General features: G+C 61.8%; 18 protein-coding genes. 9 read left to right on the top strand and 9 right to left on the bottom strand.

The window, feature by feature from the left end; genetic code table 11:
• Positions 1–6 precede the first annotated feature (6 nt).
• Together ACXX83_RS12255 and ACXX83_RS12250 are read right to left on the bottom strand one after the other, a co-directional pair.
• Positions 7–330 (bottom strand): protealysin inhibitor emfourin, encoded by a 324-nt coding sequence (locus ACXX83_RS12255; RefSeq protein ID WP_015095452.1) that lies wholly within the window; start codon positions 328–330, stop codon positions 7–9.
• The gene (locus ACXX83_RS12250) at positions 327–1,388 is read right to left on the bottom strand and encodes a M4 family metallopeptidase (RefSeq protein WP_015095451.1); all 1,062 of its coding nucleotides are present in this window, start codon (positions 1,386–1,388) and stop codon (positions 327–329) included. Before ACXX83_RS12250 ends, ACXX83_RS12255 begins: the two co-directional genes overlap by 4 nt.
• 200 nt (positions 1,389–1,588) lie before the next feature.
• On the opposite strand from ACXX83_RS12250, the gene ACXX83_RS12245 reads away from it, so the two are divergent.
• Entirely contained in the window at positions 1,589–2,065 is a 477-nt protein-coding gene (locus ACXX83_RS12245; RefSeq protein ID WP_015095450.1) for an MEKHLA domain-containing protein, read from the top strand.
• A gap of 7 nt (positions 2,066–2,072) precedes the next feature.
• Here the strand turns inward: ACXX83_RS12245 and ACXX83_RS12240 are convergent, their stop codons facing one another.
• On the bottom strand, positions 2,073–3,194 hold the full coding sequence (locus ACXX83_RS12240; RefSeq protein ID WP_015095449.1) for a cytochrome P450: 1,122 nt from the start codon (positions 3,192–3,194) through the stop codon (positions 2,073–2,075).
• Positions 3,195–3,273: 79 nt separating this feature from the next.
• On the opposite strand from ACXX83_RS12240, the gene ACXX83_RS12235 reads away from it, so the two are divergent.
• Positions 3,274–4,047 (top strand): ArsR/SmtB family transcription factor, encoded by a 774-nt coding sequence (locus tag ACXX83_RS12235; protein ID WP_458548590.1) that lies wholly within the window; start codon positions 3,274–3,276, stop codon positions 4,045–4,047.
• A gap of 277 nt (positions 4,048–4,324) precedes the next feature.
• Here the strand turns inward: ACXX83_RS12235 and ACXX83_RS12230 are convergent, their stop codons facing one another.
• The 5 genes from ACXX83_RS12230 to ACXX83_RS12210 all read right to left on the bottom strand — a co-directional run bounded on the left by ACXX83_RS12230 (position 4,325) and on the right by ACXX83_RS12210 (position 10,555).
• The gene (locus tag ACXX83_RS12230) at positions 4,325–5,344 is read right to left on the bottom strand and encodes a branched-chain amino acid aminotransferase (protein ID WP_015095447.1); all 1,020 of its coding nucleotides are present in this window, start codon (positions 5,342–5,344) and stop codon (positions 4,325–4,327) included.
• 242 nt (positions 5,345–5,586) lie between these two features.
• Positions 5,587–6,969 (bottom strand): dihydrolipoyl dehydrogenase, encoded by a 1,383-nt coding sequence (gene lpdA / locus ACXX83_RS12225; RefSeq protein WP_458548589.1) that lies wholly within the window; start codon positions 6,967–6,969, stop codon positions 5,587–5,589.
• A gap of 18 nt (positions 6,970–6,987) precedes the next feature.
• Entirely contained in the window at positions 6,988–8,259 is a 1,272-nt protein-coding gene (locus ACXX83_RS12220; RefSeq protein ID WP_217835426.1) for a dihydrolipoamide acetyltransferase family protein, read from the bottom strand.
• Positions 8,260–9,318 carry an alpha-ketoacid dehydrogenase subunit beta gene (locus ACXX83_RS12215; RefSeq protein WP_015095444.1) on the bottom strand — a complete coding sequence of 353 codons (1,059 nt, stop codon included), beginning with the start codon at positions 9,316–9,318 and terminating at the stop codon, positions 8,260–8,262. It lies immediately after the preceding gene.
• Position 9,319: 1 nt separating this feature from the next.
• Entirely contained in the window at positions 9,320–10,555 is a 1,236-nt protein-coding gene (locus ACXX83_RS12210) for a 3-methyl-2-oxobutanoate dehydrogenase (2-methylpropanoyl-transferring) subunit alpha (RefSeq protein WP_007976592.1), read from the bottom strand.
• A 185-nt stretch (positions 10,556–10,740) separates the two neighbouring features.
• Here ACXX83_RS12210 and bkdR point away from each other — a divergent pair, with 185 nt between their 5' ends.
• On the top strand, positions 10,741–11,229 hold the full coding sequence (gene bkdR, locus ACXX83_RS12205) for a Bkd operon transcriptional regulator BkdR (RefSeq protein WP_007976593.1): 489 nt from the start codon (positions 10,741–10,743) through the stop codon (positions 11,227–11,229).
• A 117-nt stretch (positions 11,230–11,346) separates the two neighbouring features.
• On the opposite strand, the gene ACXX83_RS12200 is transcribed toward bkdR, so the two are convergent.
• Positions 11,347–12,210: an MBL fold metallo-hydrolase gene (locus ACXX83_RS12200; RefSeq protein WP_458548588.1), complete on the bottom strand. Its 864-nt coding sequence runs from the start codon at positions 12,208–12,210 to the stop codon at positions 11,347–11,349.
• A 96-nt stretch (positions 12,211–12,306) separates the two neighbouring features.
• Between ACXX83_RS12200 and ACXX83_RS12195 the strand changes: the two genes are divergently transcribed.
• From ACXX83_RS12195 to nahK, 6 genes are all read left to right on the top strand, one after another.
• Positions 12,307–12,648 carry an ArsR/SmtB family transcription factor gene (locus ACXX83_RS12195; RefSeq protein ID WP_007976596.1) on the top strand — a complete coding sequence of 114 codons (342 nt, stop codon included), beginning with the start codon at positions 12,307–12,309 and terminating at the stop codon, positions 12,646–12,648.
• A 165-nt stretch (positions 12,649–12,813) separates the two neighbouring features.
• The gene (locus ACXX83_RS12190; RefSeq protein WP_458548587.1) at positions 12,814–14,058 is read left to right on the top strand and encodes an NAD(P)/FAD-dependent oxidoreductase; all 1,245 of its coding nucleotides are present in this window, start codon (positions 12,814–12,816) and stop codon (positions 14,056–14,058) included.
• A gap of 9 nt (positions 14,059–14,067) precedes the next feature.
• The gene (locus ACXX83_RS12185; RefSeq protein ID WP_458548586.1) at positions 14,068–14,874 is read left to right on the top strand and encodes a sulfite exporter TauE/SafE family protein; all 807 of its coding nucleotides are present in this window, start codon (positions 14,068–14,070) and stop codon (positions 14,872–14,874) included.
• Positions 14,875–15,083: 209 nt separating this feature from the next.
• Positions 15,084–16,268 carry a porin gene (locus tag ACXX83_RS12180; protein WP_126046098.1) on the top strand — a complete coding sequence of 395 codons (1,185 nt, stop codon included), beginning with the start codon at positions 15,084–15,086 and terminating at the stop codon, positions 16,266–16,268.
• A gap of 273 nt (positions 16,269–16,541) precedes the next feature.
• Positions 16,542–17,699 carry a nitric oxide-sensing protein NosP gene (nosP, locus tag ACXX83_RS12175; protein WP_458548585.1) on the top strand — a complete coding sequence of 386 codons (1,158 nt, stop codon included), beginning with the start codon at positions 16,542–16,544 and terminating at the stop codon, positions 17,697–17,699.
• Entirely contained in the window at positions 17,629–20,262 is a 2,634-nt protein-coding gene (gene nahK, locus ACXX83_RS12170) for a hybrid sensor histidine kinase/response regulator NahK/ErcS' (RefSeq protein ID WP_083884574.1), read from the top strand. Before nosP ends, nahK begins: the two co-directional genes overlap by 71 nt.
• The last annotated feature ends 69 nt before the right edge of the window (positions 20,263–20,331 follow it).

Here is a 20,331-nt window from a genome sequence, read left to right as displayed (position 1 = left end):
GGAGAACTACAGCAACTGCCCCGTATCCCAAAGATGGACCAGCTCTCCCGGTGCCTGGTCCTCCGGCACTTTAAGCACCATCCGGTCTTCCTGCCCGCCTAGCCGATAGTTCAACTCTATCTGGTAAAAGCGCTGGTCGCCACGGCCGGATTCCGTGCTGTCCAGGGGCAGGCATCCCTCCAGTACCGAGCAGATGCGGGAGCGCTGGCTGATGTCGCATTGCGCAAACTCAATCTCCCGAGGGCGGCTCAAGGCGTGAATCGCCGCGAAACCGCCCTGGCGAGAGAGGCGAACCCGGGCGTCGTCGCCCAATGCAGGCAGGGTTTTCATAGGGTCTCCGTGAGTTCGATGCCCGTTTGAGCCCAGCCCTGGCGCACGGCCTCGACTTCTCGCGCACCGAAGCGTTGGGCGGCATGGTCGACGGTCAGCCGGGCGAAGGCATCGAAATCGGCGTCCGGATTCAGGCGTTTGTCGCACAGGGCGTCGTACCAGATCACCCCGGCTTTCTTCCAGGCGAACCCGCCAAGCGCTCTGGCCACCAGATAAAACGCGCGATTGGGGATGCCGGAATTAATGTGCACACCGCCATTATCCTCCTGGGTGATGACGAATTCACGCATGTGATCCGGTTGCGGATCCTTGCCCAACAGCGGGTCGTCGTAGGCCGTGCCCGGGTGGGACATCGAACGCAGGCCTCTGCCATTGATCTTTGGCGTCAGCAAGTCAGCCCCGATCAGCCAGTCCGCCTGCTCGACGGTGTGGCCAAGGACGAACTGCTTGGTGAGGATGCCGAACACATCCGACAGCGATTCGTTCAAGGCCCCGGACTGGTTGGCGTAGATCAGTCCGGCCGTGCTTTCGATCACGCCATGGGCCAGCTCATGGGCGACCACATCCAGCGAGCGGGTGAAGCGCTGGAAAATTTCCCCGTCACCATCGCCGAAGACCATTTGCGCACCATTCCAGAAGGCGTTTTCGTATCCCAGGCCATAATGCACGCTGCCGACCAAGGCAAATCCCTTGTTATCGATCGAGTCGCGACGCAGCACCTTCCAGAAGAAATCATAGCTGGCTCCCAGTGCATCGTAAGCTTCATCGACGGCCGCATCGCCTGTGGCCGGCTGGCCTTCCATTCGCACCGGCATACCCGGCAACAGCATTTTGTTCTGGGCGTCGTGCAGGCTGCGCTGGACCACTCCCGGCTTTCCGGGCGGCGGCAGAATCGCCCGCTCCGGCGGCCGCGAAGGTGGCCCGGGATTGGGCAGCAGGTTTTGCACATGATGCAGGGTGATCATCGCCGCCGTGCGCTGCGGTTCTGAGCCGTGGGCGATGATGCGGTTGAGAATGTAGGGCGGGATAAAACTGCGCAGTGCTGGTGAGTCGTTCATCCGTGCATCCCTGGCGTGACAGCGGTCGATACTGATGTGATCCGGGCACCGCGCGTTCGGTTCCGTACCGGGTCCTTGTGCGAGCTGGTTCGCGATAGCGACAGGTCGGTCAAAAATGATGTTGAATATCACGCCACTGTCGCGAGCCCGCTCGCTCCCACAGGTTTTGTGTTTGAACTCACCCGCCTTACAGGAAGCCCATGTCGCCAGCCAATGAATTTCTGGAGATGGTTCAACAGCTGGATGTCGCTTACCGGCACTGGACCGGTGCGCGCTTGCCGGCTCCGCAATCGCTGAGCGAGGACGAGCGCCTGGCCTGGCTGCATGCTCACGCGCCTTTTGCTTTGCTGGCCCATGGCACCGAGGCCGATCCGCTGTTTTATTACGCCAACGAGCAGGCCCTCGCCAGTTTCAAGTACCCGCGCGAGCAGTTCATCGGCATGCCTTCGCGTTTCAGTGCGTCACCGCTGGACCGGGACATGCGCCAGACGCTCCTGGAGCAGGTCACGGCCCATGGCATTGCCCATGGCTACAGTGGTTATCGGGTGGATCGGCAGGGCAATGCCTTCATGATTCATGAAGGCAAGGTGTGGACGCTGGTTGATCAGCAGGGTGTGCGTTTGGGGCAGGCGGCGTTGTTCTGGCCGGATGCTGCACGGGTTGGGCAGTTGGACTGATCGTCGATCAAGCGACCGGCCAATCCTTGAACAGCGCAATTCGTCCATTCGCGGACGGGCGGTAATGCCAGGTCAGGCGGTCCAATTCCGGCTTCATCGCCAGAATTTGCCGGACGGTAGCGCCAGCAATGCTCAACGCCAGTGACTGCCCCGGACATTGATGGCGCCCCGCACCAAAAGTGAAGCTGCGCCGGTTCGGGCGGTCGAGCAGAAAAGTGTCGGGGTTGTCGTTGAGCTGCGGGTCGCGATTGGCCGAGGCCAGCAGCACCAGGATCACATCCCCGGCATTCAGCCTTGTGCCGTCAATCTCGCAGGGGGCGGCGACGAAGCGGCGGGTGTTTTGTACCGGTGGGTCGAAGCGCTGTACTTCGGCCAGCAGGTCTTCGATAGAGGTTGATTCGCTGTGCAATGACGGGTGTTGAATCAATGCCAGCACGGCATTGCCGATCAGTCCGGCAGTGGCCTCGAAGGTCTGGGAAAACAGGCCGATCAGGTTGGCGATCAGGGTTTGCGGAGCGCCGCCGGTGAAGCGCTGGCGGATGCCTGCAAGCAGGCGGCTGTGGTTGTCCGGGTCGGCCAAAAGCTCGGCACAGTAACCGCTCAGTTGTTCGGCGGCGGCATGGGCGGCGGCCAGCTGTGCCGAGGTACTCAAGGGCGACAGGCAAGCCACGAAGTCCGCCGTCAGTTCGCTGATGATTCGACCCTGAGCCGGGGTGAATCCCAGCAACGCCGCCACCACACACACCGGCCCACGGAACATGGCGTTGTGCAGGCCGACGGCGTCGGCGGAGATCAACCGGGCGCTGACCAGACTTTCGACTTCCCGCGTATCGATCAAATCCAGCCCCGGCGCAATCGCCGACCGTGGGCAATGCTGGCGCTCACCTTCATTCATGCGCATCAATTGGCCGAACACCTGGCCGGCCATGCCATCGGCAATCGCCCTGGGGACTGGCTCCAGCGCGGGACGAACCTGGCAATCGGCATGTGCCAGCACGGCAGCCACCACCCGGGCGCTGCTGGCCACCCACATGTTCAGCCCCGGATGAAAAGCCAGTCCACCCTCGGCACGCAGTTGTGCGTAGTAGGGATAAGGATCGGCATGGGTCGCAGCGATGATCGGGTCCATGGGTCACAGCCTTTTGTTGTTGGAAAGTGTTGCTACTATCTCCAGTCCGAAAGGGCGTTGATTCGTCCGGGAGCGAAATATGAGTGCAGAACAACACGACATGGGCGTCTCGCAGGTGGCGGCGGCCATCGCCGAGCCGGCGCGGACGAAAATCCTCTGTTCGCTGATGGACGGCCATGCCCGCACCAGCACCGAGCTGGCGGCGGTGGCCGAAGTCAGCGCGTCGACCGCCAGTGCCCACCTGGCCAGGCTCAAGGAGCTGGCGCTGGTGCGGCTGCACGTCCAGGGACGTCACCGCTATTACAGCCTGGCGGACAAACGTGTGGCCCAGGCCCTGGAAGCGCTGATGGTGATCGGCCAGAACAGCGCGCCGAGCTTCCAGTCGCGTACCCCGGATCGCCTGCAATTTGCCCGCACCTGCTACGACCATATGGCGGGAACCCTGGCCGTGCTGTTGCATGACCGGATGCTCGAAGCGGGCTGGCTGGAGGAAACCGACGAACAGGCCTATCGCTTGAGTGACAGTGGTTCGGCAATGTTTCAGGGGCTAGGCATTGAAGTGCAGGATCTGAGTACGCTGCGCCGCCGTTTTGCCTGCCCGTGCCTGGACTGGAGCATGCGCCGGCCGCACCTGGGTGGATCTCTAGGGGCGGCGTTGTTGCAAACGGCGCTCAAGCGCAAATGGGTGACCCAGGATCTGGACAGTCGGGCGTTGGCGTTGACGGCGTTGGGGCGCAGGGAGATGGCGGGGCGGTTTGGGCTTGAGTCGCCGCTGCTGGTTGAAGGTAATGGCAAAAGATTACCAATCGCGGCAGCTCCGACCACACCAGGTGCATCCATTAATGATCAATAGCATTTTTCCGGTTGCTTCTGTGGTGACTGACATACTGCCTTCGCGGGCTCGCTCCCACAGGGATTTTCAGTGTGCACAAGATCTGCGAACGACACAAAACCAGTGTGGGAGCGGGCTTGCTCGCGAAAGCGGTGTGTCAGGCAATGATGATGTCGAATCTGACGGCCCCTTCGCGAGCAAGCCCGCTCCCACAGGGGGGGGGACTCGTCAGTACGATGCAAACAAAAAGCCCCCCGTCGGTCACCCGATGGGGGGCTTTTGTGTCTCAGGCGTCAGGTCAGACCTTGACGATCCAGCCCGCTGGCGCTTCGATGTCGCCGGTTTGCACGCCGGTCAGCTCTTTGTAGAGCTTCTGGGTGACCGGGCCGACTTCGGTTTCGCTGTGGAACACGTGCAGGTGGTCGTTGTAGTCGATGCCGCCAATCGGTGTGATCACCGCCGCAGTACCGCAAGCACCGGCTTCCTTGAAGTCGGAGAGCTTGTCGATGAACACGTCGCCTTCAACCACTTCCATACCCAGACGGGTCTTGGCCAGTTCGATCAGCGACAGGCGGGTGATGCCCGGCAGTACCGATGGCGAGTTCGGGGTCACGAACTTGTTGTCGTGGGTGATCCCGAAGAAGTTGGCCGAACCGACTTCCTCGATCTTGGTGTGGGTCATCGGATCCAGGTAGATGGCGTCGGCAAAGTGGGCTTTCTTTGCCTTGGAGCCCGGCATCAGGCTGGCGGCGTAGTTGCCACCGACCTTGGCCGCACCGGTACCTTGCGGCGCAGCGCGGTCGTAGCTGGAAATCTGGAAGTTGTGCGGGGTCAGGCCACCCTTGAAGTAGGCGCCGACCGGGATGCAGAAGATCGAGAAGATGAACTCGGGAGCGGTACGCACGCCGATGTTGTCACCCACGCCGATCACGAACGGGCGCAGGTACAGCGCGCCGCCGGTGCCGTACGGCGGAATGAAACGCTCGTTGGCGCGGACCACGGCCTTGCAGGCTTCGATGAATTGCTCGGTGTCGACTTGCGGCATCAGCAGACGGGCGCAGCTGCGCTGCATGCGCAGGGCGTTCTGGTCCGGGCGGAACAGGTTGATCGAGCCGTCCTTGCAACGATAGGCCTTCATGCCTTCGAAGCATTGCTGGCCATAGTGAAGGGCCGTGGAGCCTTCGCTGATGTGCAGCACGTTATCTTCGGTCAGGGTGCCCTTGTCCCATTCGCCATTGCGAAAGTACGACAGATAGCGCTTGTCGGTCTTGATGTAGTCAAAACCCAGCTTGTCCCAATTGATGCTTTCGTTACCCATGACACCCTCTATCACTTAACAACCGCCGAAACGGTTCAAGGCTTCTGACGTTTTTTGGATGGGGACAACAATACTTCATTCTTGGGCTAAATCGCAGCCCAGACTATCGGCTGATCGGCAGATAATTCGCGTTGACCTTGAGAATTCGCGAGCAAGCCCGCTCCCACATTTGGAATGCATTCCCCTGTGGGAGCGGGCTTGCTCGCGAAGAGGCCATCCCTGCCACCATCCCTCGCCCTGATTTACAGGTGCAACGCATGCCCCAGCGCACGCAACGCCGCTTCCTGCACCGCCTCGCCGAGCGTCGGATGCGCATGGATGGTGCCGCCGATGTCTTCCAGCCGCGCGCCCATCTCCAGGCTTTGCGCGAACGCCGTGGACAATTCGGACACGCCGACCCCGACTGCCTGCCAGCCGACAATCACATGATTGTCCCGACGGGCGACCACACGCACGAAGCCGCTTTTCGACTCAAGGGTCATCGCCCGGCCATTGGCGGCGAACGGGAAGCTCGACACGATGCAGTCCAGGCCAGCAGTCCTGGCCTCGTCCGGGGTCTTGCCGACCACCACCAGTTCCGGGTCGGTGAAGCACACGGCGGCGATGGCGGTCGGGTTGAACTCGCGGGATTTACCGCTGATCAGCTCGGCGACCATCTCGCCCTGGGCCATGGCCCGGTGCGCGAGCATCGGTTCGCCGCTCAGGTCGCCGATGGCATAGACGTTGCGCATGCTGGTCTGGCAACGGTTGTCGATCTTGATCGATGAACCGTTCATGTCCAGGTTCAGCGCTTCGAGGTTCCAGCCCTGGGTGTTCGGCTTGCGACCGACGGCCACCAGCACCTGGTCGGTTTCCAGGTTCAGGGTCGCGCCGTTCGGGGCCAGTACTTGCAATGTATTTTCTTTTGAATCAAAGCCTTGCACGCTATGTTTCAAGTAAAGCTTCACGCCGAGCTTTCTCAGTTCTTCGTGCACAGGCTGGGTCAGTTCGGCGTCGTAGGCCGGCAGGATGCGCTCCTGCGCTTCCACCACGCTGACCTCGACACCGAGCTTGCGATAGGCAATGCCCAGCTCCAGACCGATGTAGCCACCGCCGACCACAATCAAGCGCTTGGGCACGGATGTCGGCGCCAGGGCTTCGGTGGACGAGATGATCGGCCCGCCAATCGGCAGCATCGGCAAGTTCACGCTTTTCGAACCGGTGGCCAGCACCAGGTGCTCGCACAGAATGCGTGTGTCGCCGACCTCGACGGTTTTACCGTCAACCACTTTGGCCCAGCCGTGAACGACCTGGACCTTGTTCTTTTTCAGCAGCGCGGCAACGCCGGTGGTCAGGCGATCGACGATGCCGTCTTTCCATTCGACGCTCTTGGTGATGTCGAGGGTCGGCGCCGAAACGCTGATGCCCAGGGCCGAAAGCTGATGGTGCTGCTGCGTCTGATGAAACTGCTCAGCGACGTGAATCAGTGCCTTGGACGGAATGCAGCCGATGTTCAGGCAGGTGCCGCCCAGGGATTGGCCTTCCACCAGGATGGTCGGGATGCCCAGCTGGCCGGCACGGATCGCCGTCACATAACCGCCAGGACCGCCGCCGATGATCAGCAGCGTGGTGTTCAGTGTCTGCATGACTTTCTCCACAAATGCTTAATCGACAAAGAGCGTGGCGGGTTGTTCGAGCAGGCCACGAATGGCCTGGATGAAGAGCGCCGCGTCCATGCCGTCGACCACGCGGTGATCGAAGGAGCTGGAGAGGTTCATCATCTTGCGGACCACGATCTGGCCTTTGATCACCATCGGCCGTTCGACGATCTTGTTCACGCCGACAATCGCCACTTCCGGCAGGTTCAGCACCGGCGTACTGACGATGCCGCCCAAGGCGCCGAGGCTGGTCAGGGTGATGCTCGAGCCGGACAGCTCATCGCGGCTGGCCTTGCCGTTGCGCGCGGCGGTGGCCAAGCGCGAGATTTCCGCTGCGCTGTCCCACAGGCTGCGGGCTTCGGCGTGACGCACCACCGGCACCATCAGGCCAATATCGGCTTGCGTGGCAATACCGACATGCACGGCGCCGAGGCGGGTGATGACCTGGGCTTCGTCGTCGTAGCGGGCGTTGATCTGCGGGAAGTCACGCAGGGCGACGACCATGGCGCGGACCAGGAACGGCAGCAAGGTCAGCTTGCCGCGAGTCGCACCGTGTTTTTCATTGAGGTGCGCGCGCAGCTCTTCCACGGCGGTGACGTCGATTTCTTCGACGTAGCTGAAGTGGGCGGCGCGCTGGGTGGCGTCCTGCATGCGCTGGGCGATCTTGCGGCGCATGCCGATCACCGGGATCTGCTGTTCATCGGTGCGCTGGGTGTAAGCGCTGCTGACTGTCGATGCATTCGACTGACCCTGAGCCAGGTAGGCGTCCAGGTCTTCATGCAGCACACGACCGGCCGGGCCGGTGCCACGCACCAGACGCAACTGAATGCCCAGGTCCAGCGCATGCTTGCGCACGGCCGGGGAGGCCAGCGGACGTTCATCGGCCGCGCGAGCAACCATCGGGCCCTGGCATACGGCAGCTTTCGGCGCTGGGGCAGCGACCGGTTTGCTTTCAACCACGGCTTCAACTTTAGGTGCGACCACCGGGGCTTCTTTAACGGGAGCCGGTTGCGCCGACTCCTTAACGTTGCCCGCGCCTTCGACTTCAATGCTGATCAGCACACTGCCAACCGCCATGACTTCGCCCGGCTGGCCGCCGAGGGCAATCACCTTGCCATGCACCGGCGACGGGATATCGACCATCGCCTTGTCGGTCATGACATCGGCCAGCACCTGATCTTCGACGACCATGTCGCCGACCTTGACGTGCCAGACCGACAATTCAACTTCTGCAATGCCTTCACCAATGTCCGGCATTTTAATGACGTGCGTGCCCATTCAGACCTCCATGACCCGTTTCAACGCCGCGCCCACTCGGGACGGCCCTGGGAAATACGCCCACTCTTGCGCGTGCGGGTAAGGGGTGTCCCAACCAGTGACGCGTTCGATCGGCGCTTCCAGGTGGTGGAAGCAATGCTCTTGCACCAGCGATACCAGTTCGGCACCAAAACCGCAGGTACGGGTCGCTTCGTGCACCACCACGCAACGGCCGGTCTTTTTCACCGATTTGACGATGGTTTCCAGGTCCAGCGGCCACAGGCTGCGCAGGTCGATGACTTCGGCGTCAACGCCGCTTTCTTCAGCAGCGACTTGCGATACGTACACGGTGGTGCCGTAGGTCAGCACGGTGACGTCCTTGCCCGGACGGGTGATCGCAGCGACGTCCAGCGGCACGGTGTAGTAACCGTCCGGGACTTGCGCGGCAGGGTGTTTCGACCACGGGGTTACCGGGCGGTCGTGGTGACCGTCGAACGGGCCGTTGTACAGGCGTTTGGGCTCGAGGAAGATCACCGGGTCATCGTTTTCGATGGAGGCGATCAACAGGCCCTTGGCGTCGTACGGGTTGGACGGCATCACCGTGCGCAAACCGCAGACCTGGGTAAACATCGCCTCGATGCTCTGGCTGTGGGTCTGGCCGCCGTAGATACCGCCGCCGCAAGGCATGCGCAGGGTCATCGGTGCGGTGAACTCGCCCGCCGAGCGATAACGCAGGCGGGCGGCTTCGGAAATGATCTGGTCGGAGGCCGGGTAGACATAGTCGGCGAACTGGATCTCGGCCACCGGGCGCAGACCGTAGGCGCCCATGCCCACGGCGACACCGACGATGCCGCTTTCGGAAATCGGCGCGTCGAACACCCGGGAGGTGCCGTATTTGTTCTGCAGGCCTTCGGTGCAGCGGAACACGCCGCCGAAGTAGCCAACGTCCTGGCCGAAGACCACGACGTTGTCGTCACGTTCAAGCATCACATCCATGGCCGAGCGCAGGGCCTGGATCATGGTCATGGTGGTCGTGGTCATGGCGGTTTCCAGCTCGATATTGTTGTTGTGATCGTTCATGTCAGATCCCCAACTCTTGGCGCTGGCGCTTCAAGTGCTCCGGCATCTCTTTGTAGACGTCTTCGAACATGGTCGCAGCGCTTGGAATCTGGCCACCGGCGAGGGTGCCGTACTGTTCGGCTTCTTTCTGAGCGGCGATCACTTGGGCTTCGAGCTCGGCGCTGACCGCGGCGTGTTCCTCTTCGGACCACTGGCCGACCTTGATCAGGTGCTGCTTGAGGCGCGCAATCGGATCGCCGAGCGGGAAGTGGCTCCAGTCATCGGCAGGGCGGTACTTCGACGGATCATCGGAAGTCGAGTGCGGGCCGGCGCGGTAGGTGACCCATTCGATCATGGTCGGGCCGAGGCCGCGGCGCGCACGTTCGGCGGCCCAGGCGGAGGCGGCGTAGACCGCGTAGAAATCGTTGCCGTCGACCCGCAGGGAGGCAATGCCGCAACCGACGCCGCGACCGGCGAAGGTGGTGGCTTCACCACCGGCGATCGCCTGGAAGGTGGAGATTGCCCACTGGTTGTTGACCACGTTGAGGATCACCGGCGCGCGGTACACGTGGGCGAAGGTCAGGGCGGTGTGGAAGTCCGACTCGGCGGTAGCGCCGTCGCCGATCCAGGCCGAGGCGATTTTGGTGTCGCCCTTGATCGCCGAGGCCATGCCCCAGCCCACGCCCTGGATGAACTGGGTGGCGAGGTTGCCGGAGATGGTGAAGAAACCGGACTCCTTGACCGAGTACATGATCGGCAATTGCCGGCCCTTGAGCGGATCGCGCTCGTTGGACAGCAACTGGCAGATCAGGTCGACCAGCGGTACGTCGCGGGCCATCAGGATGCTTTGCTGGCGGTAGGTCGGGAAGCACATGTCGTCGATGTTCAAGGCCAGGGCCTGGGCGCTGCCGATGGCTTCCTCGCCGAGGCTCTGCATGTAGAACGACATCTTTTTCTGACGCTGGGCGACCACCATGCGGTTGTCGTAGATACGGGTCTTGAGCATGGCACGCATGCCCTTGCGCAGGATTTCCACCGGCACGTTTTCGGCCCACGGCCCAAGGGCATTGCCCTGGTCGTCGAGCACGCGAATCAGGCCACGGGCCAGGTCAGCCGTGTCAGCCGGTTCAACGTCGATTGGAGGTTTGCGCACCGTGCCGGCATCGGTCAGATGCAGGTAGGAGAAGTCGGTTTTACAGCCGGGACGGCCCGAGGGTTCGGGGACGTGCAGGCGCAGCGGTTCATACGCTTGGGTCATGGCTTCTACGCTCGATCTTGTGAATTTCTTGTAGTGAGCTGACAGATTTCGTTCGGTAGAAGAAATCTTGTCCTACAACAATCATAGGCCCGCCCAAGAAGAATATTTCTCTCTGTTTCGTTGCGCTAAAGATCATTTGCAGATAAAAAACCTGCATAAACATAAAAAACAGGTGGTTTTGTCTCATGCGCAAACTGGACCGTACCGATATCGGCATTCTCAACAGCCTTCAGGAGAATGCGCGCATCACCAACGCCGACCTCGCACGCTCGGTGAACCTGTCGCCGACGCCTTGTTTCAACCGGGTCAAGGCCATGGAAGAGCTGGGGGTGATCCGCGAGCAAGTGACGCTGCTCGATGCCGACCTGCTGGGGTTGCACGTGAACGTGTTCATTCACGTCAGCCTGGAGAAGCAGGTGGAAGAGGCGTTGCAGCATTTCGAAGAAGCGATTTCCGACCGCCCCGAGGTGATGGAGTGCTACCTGATGGCCGGCGACCCGGACTACCTGATCCGGGTGCTGGTGCCGACCATCCAGTCGCTGGAGCGTTTCATGATGGATTTTCTGACCAAGGTGCCTGGGGTGGCGAACATTCGATCGAGCTTTGCCCTCAAGCAGGTGAGGTACAAAACCGCGCTGCCGTTGCCGGCCAATGGGCTGACGCTGGGCAACTGAAATAACGATCACTCTGTAGGAGCGAGCTTGCTCGCGATGGGCGTTAACGATAACGCGAGTCTTCTGAATAAACGCGTTGCCCTCAAGTCCATCGCGAGCAAGCTCGCTCCTACAGGGTCAGAATTTGTTCAGGGGGATTTTCAGGTAGGTCACGCCGTTGTCCTCGGCCGGCGGCAAGTTCCCCGCCCGCACATTCACCTGGATCGCCGGCAGCAACAGTGTCGGCATGCCCAACCCCGAATCGCGCCGGGTGCGCATTTCCACGAAGGCGTTTTCGTCGATACCGTCGCGCACGTGAATGTTGTTTTTGCGCTGTTCACCGACGGTGGTCATGCATTCGGGAGCGCGTCCTTCCGGCGGATAGTCGTGGCACACGTACAGGCGCACGCTGGCGGGGAAGGCCAGCAGCTTGCGGATCGAGGCAAACATCTGGTTGGCATTGCCACCGGGGAAGTCACAACGGGCAGAGCCGACATCGGGCATAAACATAGTATCGCCCACCAGAATCACATCACCGTCGATCAGGTAGGCCATGTCCGCCGGTGTATGGCCGGGCACGTGCAGGGCGGTCGCCCTGAGGTTGCCGATCATGAACGATTCGTCAGGGGCGAACAGGTGGTCGAACTGCGAGCCGTCGACGCGAAATGTTGGCTCCAGATTGAACAGCGCCTTGAACACGTCCTGCACCTTGCTAATCGACTCGCCGATGGCGATTTTTCCGCCCAGCTGCTGGCGCAGATAAGGCGCGGCGGACAGGTGGTCGGCGTGGGCGTGGGTTTCCAGCAGCCATTGCACTTGCAGTTTGCGGGCACGGACGAAGGCGATGATTTTGTCAGCCTGGGTGGTCGCGGTACGCCCGGCGGCAGCGTCGTAGTCGAGCACCGGGTCGACAATCGCACACTGCCCGCCATCAGCCTCGTAGACCACGTAGCTGTAGGTCGAGGAGGCGGGGTCGAGAAAAGCTTCAATCAGTGCGGGCATGGACACGAACCTGTGCAGGGGTGGAAAAGTCAGTTGCAACACTTTATGTAAAAACATAATGTTCGCAGCTTAAGTGACGTTGAAGGCATCCTGCAAATGCAATCCAGTCTGACCGAATGTGAAGTCGCCCAACTGCGCGCCTCGGCCTCCAAGGCCTGTGCGCTGCTCAAGGCCCTGGCCAATGAGGATCGCCTGTTGATCCTGTGCCAGCTGACCCAGGGCGAGCGCAACGTAGGTGAGCTGGAAAAAATGACCGGCGTGCGCCAACCGACCCTGTCCCAGCAACTGGGGATCCTGCGCGATGAAGGACTGGTCGCTACCCGTCGTGAAGGCAAGTACATTTTTTACGGTCTCGCCAGTCACGAGGTGATCCAGGTGATGAAAACCCTCTCCGGGCTGTATTGCGGGGCGGTGCTTAAAAGCTGGGTTCAACCTTGATCTTGTTCAACACACCGAACCTGTGGGAGCGGGCTTGCTCGCGAAGGCGGTGTGTCAGCCAACGTTTATGTCTACTGATACACCGCCTTCGCGAGCAAGCCCGCTCCCACAGTAGTTTTGTGTGTTGACTGGAAAAATCCTTGCGTGCAGCAAAAGGAACAAGCAATGAACGATCAACACTGGGGCCCATCCATCAGTGCAGATATCGTGGTAATCGGCGGCGGCACGGCGGGCATAGGCCTTGTCGCCAGCCTGCTCAAACGTAGCCCGCAGCTGAACATCACCCTGATCGAGCCCGACTCCCGGCATTTCTATCAACCGGCCTGGACGCTGGTCGGCGGTGGCGCCTACAACGTGGAAAACACCGTGCGGCCAATGGCGTCGGTGATGCCGCGCGGGGTCAATTGGGTGCAGGCTGCAGTGACCGGCATCGACCCCGACCATTGCCGGCTCATCCTCAGCGACGCACGCACGGTCAGCTATAAGAGCCTGGTGGTCTGCCCCGGCCTACGCCTGGCCTGGGAGAAAATCGAAGGCCTGGAGGAGACCCTCGGCCAGCACGGCGTGACCTCCAACTACAGCTACCGGCACGCGACCTATACCTGGGACCAGGTGCAGAAACTGCGCGGCGGCAAGGTGCTGTTCACCCAGCCGGCCATGCCGATCAAATGTGCGGGAGCGCCTCAAAAAGCGCTGTACCTGTCCTGTGATCACTGGAACAGGAACGGTGTGCTGAACAACATCGATGTCGAGTTCAATCTCGCAGGCGCGGCACTGTTCGGCGTGGCGACCTTTGTCCCGCCGCTGATGAAGTACATCGAAAAGTACAACGCCCGGCTGGCATTCAATTCGAATCTGGTCAAGGTCGACGGCCCGGCGAAAACCGCGTGGTTCGAGGTCAAGGACGCCGAAGGCACTGTCACCCGCCAGGCAAAAACCTTTGATTTGCTGCATGTCGTACCGCCTCAGGTGGCCCCGGATTTCGTCGCCCGGAGTCCGCTGGCCGACGCCGCCGGCTGGTGCGAGGTCGATCCCCACAGCCTGCAGCATCCGCGTTATCCAGGCGTCTTCGCGCTGGGTGATATCTGCGGCACCAGCAATGCAAAAACCGCCGCGGCGGTGCGCAAGCAGATTGTGGTGGTGGCCGAAAACCTGCTGGCCTTGCGCAAGCAACAACCACTGCCGCTGAAGTACGACGGCTATGGCTCCTGCCCGCTGACGGTGGAGAAGGGCAAGGTGATCCTTGCCGAGTTCGGTTATGCGGGCAAATTGCTGCCGACTTTCCCCCTTGACCCGACGACGCCGCGCCGCTCGGCGTGGTGGCTCAAGGCAACACTGCTACCGTGGTTCTATTGGAACGGTATGCTCAAGGGTCGCGAGTGGCTGACGCGTCTGTCCAGGGTCGACTGAGAACTCCCTATGTTGCTGGCAAGTCTGTTTGGCGTGGTGATGGGGTTGGTATTGGGGTTGACTGGAGCGGGCGGCGGGATTCTCGCGGTGCCGGCCCTGGTATTGGGATTGGGCTGGAGCATGATCCAGGCCGCTCCCGTGGCCTTGTTTGCGGTGGGCAGTGCGGCGGCGGTCGGCGCCATCGATGGATTGCGCCATGGCCTGGTGCGGTATCGCGCGGCGTTGCTGATCGCCGCGCTCGGTGCGGTGTTTTCGCCGGTGGGCATCTACTTCGCCCATCAGTTGCCGGAAAAAATCCTGATGATCCTGTTCAGCCTGCTGATGGTCATGGTGGCCTGGCGGATGTTGCGCCGTGAACGCAAGGACGAAGGCCCGAGCGACCACGGGCACGCCAACTGGGGCCAGAAAAACTGCATGCTCGATCAACAGACCGGGCGCTTTTCCTGGACCGCCAAATGCACCGCGACCCTCGCCGCGCTCGGAGCGGTCACGGGTGTGGTCTCGGGATTGCTGGGGGTGGGCGGCGGCTTCCTGATCGTCCCGGCGTTCAAGCAACTGACCGATGTGCAGATGCGCGGGATCATCGCTACTTCTCTGATGGTGATCAGCCTGATTTCGGCCATCGGCGTGATCGGCGCGTTCCATGCCGGCGTGCGCATCGACAGTGTGGGTGCCACCTTCATTGGCACGAGCATTATCGGCATGATCATCGGCCGCAAGCTGTGCGCCCGGGTGCCGGCGCGGGCGTTGCAGGTCGGGTTCGCCAGCATCTGCGTGGTGGTCGCCGCCTACATGTTGCTCAAGGCCAACGCCTAGCCGGTACCGGTTCCTGTGGATGCCAGTCGGGTCCACAGGCCTACACCCTAAGTGGCGAGCCTCGCCGACGAGCGGTCTTACGCCATAGCGGTCACGCGCCGCCAGCCAATCCAAAGCACCTCAAAACCAGCCCCAAGGCAGCGTATGGCGCCGCCCGTCAGGTTTCGATAATCGCCTCCGACACTCAGTCCCCCGTTTCGGAGCGCGCCATGCACAACAATAAGAACGTCACGCATCGTTTTCTGCCAGCCTTTATCGCCAGCCTGTCTGCCCTGGGCCTGAGCCAGGTGGCTGAGGCGGATATCATGCTGTACGACAAGGACCAGACCACGTTCTCCACCGACGGCTATATCAACGCCTTCTATGTAAACAGCGATGTCGACCGCGCCGGCGATCAATACGACCGTCGGCAGTCACGGGTCAAGATGGGCTTTTTGCCCAACTACCTGGGGTTCAACATGGGCAAGCAGGTAGACGATCTCAAGCTCGGCGCCCGTGCTTCGTTCTGGGTCACCATCAACGACAGCGAAACCAACGGCACCGACACCGCCATCGATGTGCGGCAGTTCTTCGGCACCGTGGCCAACCCGGAGTGGGGCGAGGTGCTGATCGGCAAGGACTTCGGCTTGTTCGCCCGCTCCAACATCCTGCTCGACGAAATGCTCGCCGGTTACGGCCAGGTCAGCGATACGTTGGGGCTGGTGGATGGCGGCGGGGTGTCGTTCGGCAACATCGGCACCGGTTACCCGTATCCGTTCCCGACCTCGCAGATCACCTATCGCACCCCGGTGATGGACGGACTGCGCGTGGCGGTCGGCATCATGGACCCGGTGGACACCAACGACAGCAGCCCGACGGGCAAGGCCTATCAGGAAAACCCGCGTACCGAGAGTGAAGTCACCTATCAGTTCGACCTGGCCGGGGCAAAGATCTACAGCTGGGTCAATGGCAGCTACCAGACCTCGGACAACACCGATTCGACGGTCGAGACCGTCACCTCCAAGGGGGTCGGTTATGGCGTGCAGGCTAAGATGGGCGGCTTGTCCCTCACCGGGTCCGGTTTCCAGGCCAAGGGCATCAACCCGTTTTTCACCAACAACGCCGGCGAGCCGACCCTGCGCAACGTCGACAGCGACGGCTACCTGATGCAGGGCTCCTACAAACTGGGCAAGAACCGCCTGGCCTTGTCCTACGGCAAGACCAATGACGACGGCAACGGCGTGGTCGGCAGCGGTGCGGACTACGAGACCCGCGGCATCGCGTTGTTCCATGACGTGAACGACAACCTCAAGCTGGTGGCCGAGTACAACCAGTTTGAAATCAACGGTCACGACACCGACGAGCAGAACGAAGACACCGACACCTTTGCCGTGGGCGCGGTGCTGACCTGGTAGCAGGCTGAATACAAATAATTGTGGGAGCGAGCTTGCTCGCGATGGCTGGGTGTCAGGCGACATGGATGTTGGCTGTGATGGCCCCATCGCGAGCAAGCTCGCTCCCACAGGGTTACCGGGTGTACGCAACACCTGCGGATAACCAAAACTAGTGTGGGAGCTTTATCTGTCTCATCCCATCGAAGCGGCTACCCGCTACCCAAGTAGCATTCGTCGCACCCCACAGACTTCGTACACTCGTGCCTCATACACACGCACCTGCGGGAGGTAAGGATGCAGCAGAGCGAAGGCGTCGTCAGTGCAATGTCCCAGGCCACCGATGCCCGGCAGGTCGCGCAGGAACTGGCACGACAGTTGTTGCATCCGCACCTGGGGTTCGTGCTGTTCTTCTGTTCCGCCGAATACGACTTGGAGGCGCTGGGCCAGGCCTTGCAGCAAAGCTTCGGCGGCATTCGCCTGGCGGGCTGCACCAGCGCCGGGGAAATCACCCCGCTGGGCTATGGGCGCAATTGCGTGACGGCGGTGGGTTTCGACCACCGGCACTTTTCCATCTCGATCGAGATGATCGACCAGATGGAGCACTTCAGCCTGATCGACGCCCAGCAAATGGTCGAGCGCCTGGTCAGTGGCTGTCGCAGCAACACCCTGGCCCCGATCAAGGGCAACAGCTTTGCCCTGACCCTGCTCGATGGCCTGTCCAGCCGCGAAGAAATGGTCCTGGCGGCCTTGAGCGCGGCCTTGGGCGACATTCCGCATTTCGGCGGTTCGGCCGGCGACGATAACTACCTGACCCATACCCATGTGTACTTCGATGGCGAGTTCCACAGCGGCGCGGCCGTGGTGGTGCTGGTCAATACCTGGCTGGATTTCGAAGTGTTCACCACCCACCACGTGCTGCCCCGCGCCGAAAAGCTGGTGGTCACCGGGGCCGACAGCACCTTGCGCCGGGTCTTCGAGCTCAATGCGGAGCCTGCCGCCGAGGAGTACGCCCGACACATCGGCGTACCGGTGGCGCAGCTCGATCACCGGGTCTTCGCTGCGCACCCGTTGGCGGTGCGGATCAACCAGCAGTACTACGTGCGGGCCATCCAGCAGGTGCATCCGGACCTGAGCCTGAGTTTCTACTGCGCCGTGGAAAACGGCATCGTGCTCACCGCCATGACCCCGGGGCCGATGCTGCCGAATCTGCAGCGCCTGTTCGAGGGGTTGCAGGAGCGCCTGGGCGATTTGCTGCTGACCATCGGTTGCGACTGTTTCCTGCGGCGTCTGGAACTCGAAGACGACGGCAGTCTTGATCAGATCGGCGGTTTTTTGCGTGAGCAACGGGTGATGGGTTTCAACACCTATGGAGAACAGTTCAATGGCATGCACATCAACCAGACCTTCACCGGCGTTGCCATTGCCCGTGGCCGTGCCCCAGGACATCGCTGAGCTGCAGGCCGAACTGGCCGGGCTGCGCCTGGAAAACCACAAACTGCAGCGCATCAATGGCGCGCTGATCGAGCGGGTCGAGTCCGGGGGAACCCGCGGCAACGATCCGTACGCGGCATTCCAGCATTCGGTGGTGCTGGCCGAGCAAGTGCGCGAACGCACCGATGCCCTGAACCAGGCCATGGCCGAACTCAAGGCCGGTAATCATTTGCTCAGCGAAGCCCGCCTGCGCGCTGAAACGGCGCACCAACACCTGATCGATGCCATCGAAAGCATTTCCGACGCCTTCGTGCTGTTCGACGCCGACCAGCGCATCGTGTTGTTCAACAGTCGCTTCAAGGCGTTCTGGAGCAACAGCCGGGTGCGGATCAACGCCGGCATGCGCCTGACCGAGGTCAAACGGCTGATGATGAACAACGCCCTGTTCACCGAAGAGCCGCGTGGGCATGCCGACGAAAACCTGCTTTACCGCCTGCAGAACGGGCGCTGGCTGCAAGTCAGCGAGCGGCCGACCCAGGAAGGAGGGCGGGTGATCCTGTTCACCGACATTACTGACGTCAAACTCAGCGAAACCGTACGCCGTGAGCAGGCGGTGGCGCAGAAGTCGCATCTGTTGCAACGGGCGGTCGACAACCTGTCCCAAGGGGTGGCGATGGTCAGCGCCGAGGGCATCCTGGAGTTGTGGAACCGGCGGTTCCTGGAGTTGAGCGGCCTGGCGCCGGTGGCGGCCCATCGCCCGTTTGCCGAGGTGATCGCCGACAGCGAACTGAACCTGCTGACCCCGGCCAGTCGCGATGGCAACGGACGACCGGTGCGCGAATGCGAGCAACGCCTGTACGATGGCCGGGTCCTGGAAATCCGCACCCATCCGTTGCCCACCGGCGGTTTCGTCAACACCTTCACCGACATCACCGAGCGCTACCAGCACGCCGAGGCGCTGAGTGAAAGCGAACACTGGATTCGCCTGATCACCGATCATGTCCCGGCATTGATTGCCTACCTCAATGCCGACCTGGTCTACGAGTTCACCAACAAGGTCTACGAAGAGTGGTACTGCTGGCCCCGCGGCGTGATGCTCGGACAGAGCCTGCGCGAAGTGCACAGCGAGCAGCATTACCAGCGGCTGGAGCCCTACGTGGCCAGGGCATTGGCCGGCGAGAGCGTGACATTCGAGTTCGCCGAAACCAACGTCAACAACCAGGAGCGCTACATGCTGCGCTCCTATGTGCCCAATCGTCTGGCCAGTGGCGAGGTGGTGGGGATTTTCGTGCTGATCCGCGACATCACCGAACGCCGCCGCACCGCCGAGGCGCTGCATCAGGCGTATCAGAACCTGGAGCTGCGGGTACGCGAGCGCACGGCGGAATTGACCACCCTCAACGACCAGTTGCTGCGCGAGATCGATGAGCGACGCCTGGTCGAGTCACGCTTGCGCGAGGCCAAGCAGGAAGCCGAGCAGGCCAACCTGTCGAAGACCAAGTTTCTCGCCGCCGTCAGCCATGACCTGCTGCAACCGTTGAATGCCGCGCGCCTGTTTACCAGTGCCTTGCTGGAACGGCGCGAGCCGATGTCCAGCGAGATTCTGGTGCGCAACGTGAGCAATTCCCTGGAAGACGTGGAGAACCTGCTCGGCACCCTGGTGGATATTTCCAAGCTCGATGCGGGGGTGATCAAGGCCGACATTGCACCGTTCGCCCTCAGTGAACTGCTGGACAACCTGGCCGCCGAATACACCCAGGTGGCGCGCAGTGAAGGCCTGCAACTGCACTTCATCGGTTGTTCGGCGCTGGTGCGCAGTGACATCCAGCTGCTGGCGCGGATTCTGCGCAACCTGCTGAGCAATGCGATTCGCTACACCTACAGTGGTCGCGTGGTGCTCGGTTGCCGGCGGCATCATCAGTGTCTGACGATCGAAGTCTGGGACAGCGGCATGGGCATTGCCGAGCATCGCCTGGAGGAGATTTTCCAGGAGTTCAAGCGTGGTGATGTGCAGCGCCCCGATCAGGATCGCGGCCTGGGCCTGGGCCTGGCGATCGTAGAGAAGATTGCCGGCATCCTCGGGCATCCCATTCATGTGCGCTCATGGCCGGGCCGGGGCTCGATGTTTTCGGTCGAAGTGCCGTTGAGCGCTACAGCACCGAAGCCGCAGCCCGCGTTGCAGATGAGCGAGCCGATGCTCGAGCGCCTGCGGGGGGCGCGGATATGGGTGCTGGACAACGACGCGACCATCTGTGCCGGCATGCGCACCTTGCTGGAGGGGTGGGGGTGTCGGGTGGTGACGGCGCTGTCGGAGGAGGACCTGGCGCGGCAAGTGGACAATTTCCACGCCGAGGCCGACCTGCTGATTGCCGATTACCACCTGGACAACGATCGCAACGGTGTCGACGCCGTGGCGCGCATCAATGCCCGGCGCGCGTCACCGCTCCCGGCGATGATGATCACGGCCAACTACAGCAATGAACTCAAGCAGCAGATCCGCGAACTGGGCCACACCCTGATGCACAAGCCGGTGCGGCCGATGAAGCTGAAGACGGCGATGAGTCATTTGCTCGGTCGGCCTTGAAATCTTCGAAGCATGGGACGGCCCCTTCGCGAGCAAGCCCGCTCCCACATTTGGAATGCGGTCGAATGT

The organism is Pseudomonas sp. GNP012, assembly GCF_054343835.1.
The sequence above is the reverse complement of the archived record's forward strand: the minus strand, read 5'-3'. Positions and strand labels throughout refer to the sequence as shown.

Excerpts from the sequence above, each read along its gene's own strand:
- ACXX83_RS12255 (WP_015095452.1), bottom strand. The coding sequence starts at position 330 with ATGAAAACCCTGCCTGCATTGGGCGACGACGCCCGGGTTCGCCTCTCT.
- ACXX83_RS12250 (WP_015095451.1), bottom strand. The coding sequence starts at position 1,388 with ATGAACGACTCACCAGCACTGCGCAGTTTTATCCCGCCCTACATTCTC.
- ACXX83_RS12245 (WP_015095450.1), top strand. The coding sequence starts at position 1,589 with ATGTCGCCAGCCAATGAATTTCTGGAGATGGTTCAACAGCTGGATGTC.
- ACXX83_RS12240 (WP_015095449.1), bottom strand. The coding sequence starts at position 3,194 with ATGGACCCGATCATCGCTGCGACCCATGCCGATCCTTATCCCTACTAC.
- ACXX83_RS12235 (WP_458548590.1), top strand. The coding sequence starts at position 3,274 with ATGAGTGCAGAACAACACGACATGGGCGTCTCGCAGGTGGCGGCGGCC.
- ACXX83_RS12230 (WP_015095447.1), bottom strand. The coding sequence starts at position 5,344 with ATGGGTAACGAAAGCATCAATTGGGACAAGCTGGGTTTTGACTACATC.
- lpdA (WP_458548589.1), bottom strand. The coding sequence starts at position 6,969 with ATGCAGACACTGAACACCACGCTGCTGATCATCGGCGGCGGTCCTGGC.
- ACXX83_RS12220 (WP_217835426.1), bottom strand. The coding sequence starts at position 8,259 with ATGGGCACGCACGTCATTAAAATGCCGGACATTGGTGAAGGCATTGCA.
- ACXX83_RS12215 (WP_015095444.1), bottom strand. The coding sequence starts at position 9,318 with ATGAACGATCACAACAACAATATCGAGCTGGAAACCGCCATGACCACG.
- ACXX83_RS12210 (WP_007976592.1), bottom strand. The coding sequence starts at position 10,555 with ATGACCCAAGCGTATGAACCGCTGCGCCTGCACGTCCCCGAACCCTCG.
- bkdR (WP_007976593.1), top strand. The coding sequence starts at position 10,741 with ATGCGCAAACTGGACCGTACCGATATCGGCATTCTCAACAGCCTTCAG.
- ACXX83_RS12200 (WP_458548588.1), bottom strand. The coding sequence starts at position 12,210 with ATGCCCGCACTGATTGAAGCTTTTCTCGACCCCGCCTCCTCGACCTAC.
- ACXX83_RS12195 (WP_007976596.1), top strand. The coding sequence starts at position 12,307 with ATGCAATCCAGTCTGACCGAATGTGAAGTCGCCCAACTGCGCGCCTCG.
- ACXX83_RS12190 (WP_458548587.1), top strand. The coding sequence starts at position 12,814 with ATGAACGATCAACACTGGGGCCCATCCATCAGTGCAGATATCGTGGTA.
- ACXX83_RS12185 (WP_458548586.1), top strand. The coding sequence starts at position 14,068 with ATGTTGCTGGCAAGTCTGTTTGGCGTGGTGATGGGGTTGGTATTGGGG.
- ACXX83_RS12180 (WP_126046098.1), top strand. The coding sequence starts at position 15,084 with ATGCACAACAATAAGAACGTCACGCATCGTTTTCTGCCAGCCTTTATC.
- nosP (WP_458548585.1), top strand. The coding sequence starts at position 16,542 with ATGCAGCAGAGCGAAGGCGTCGTCAGTGCAATGTCCCAGGCCACCGAT.
- nahK (WP_083884574.1), top strand. The coding sequence starts at position 17,629 with ATGGCATGCACATCAACCAGACCTTCACCGGCGTTGCCATTGCCCGTG.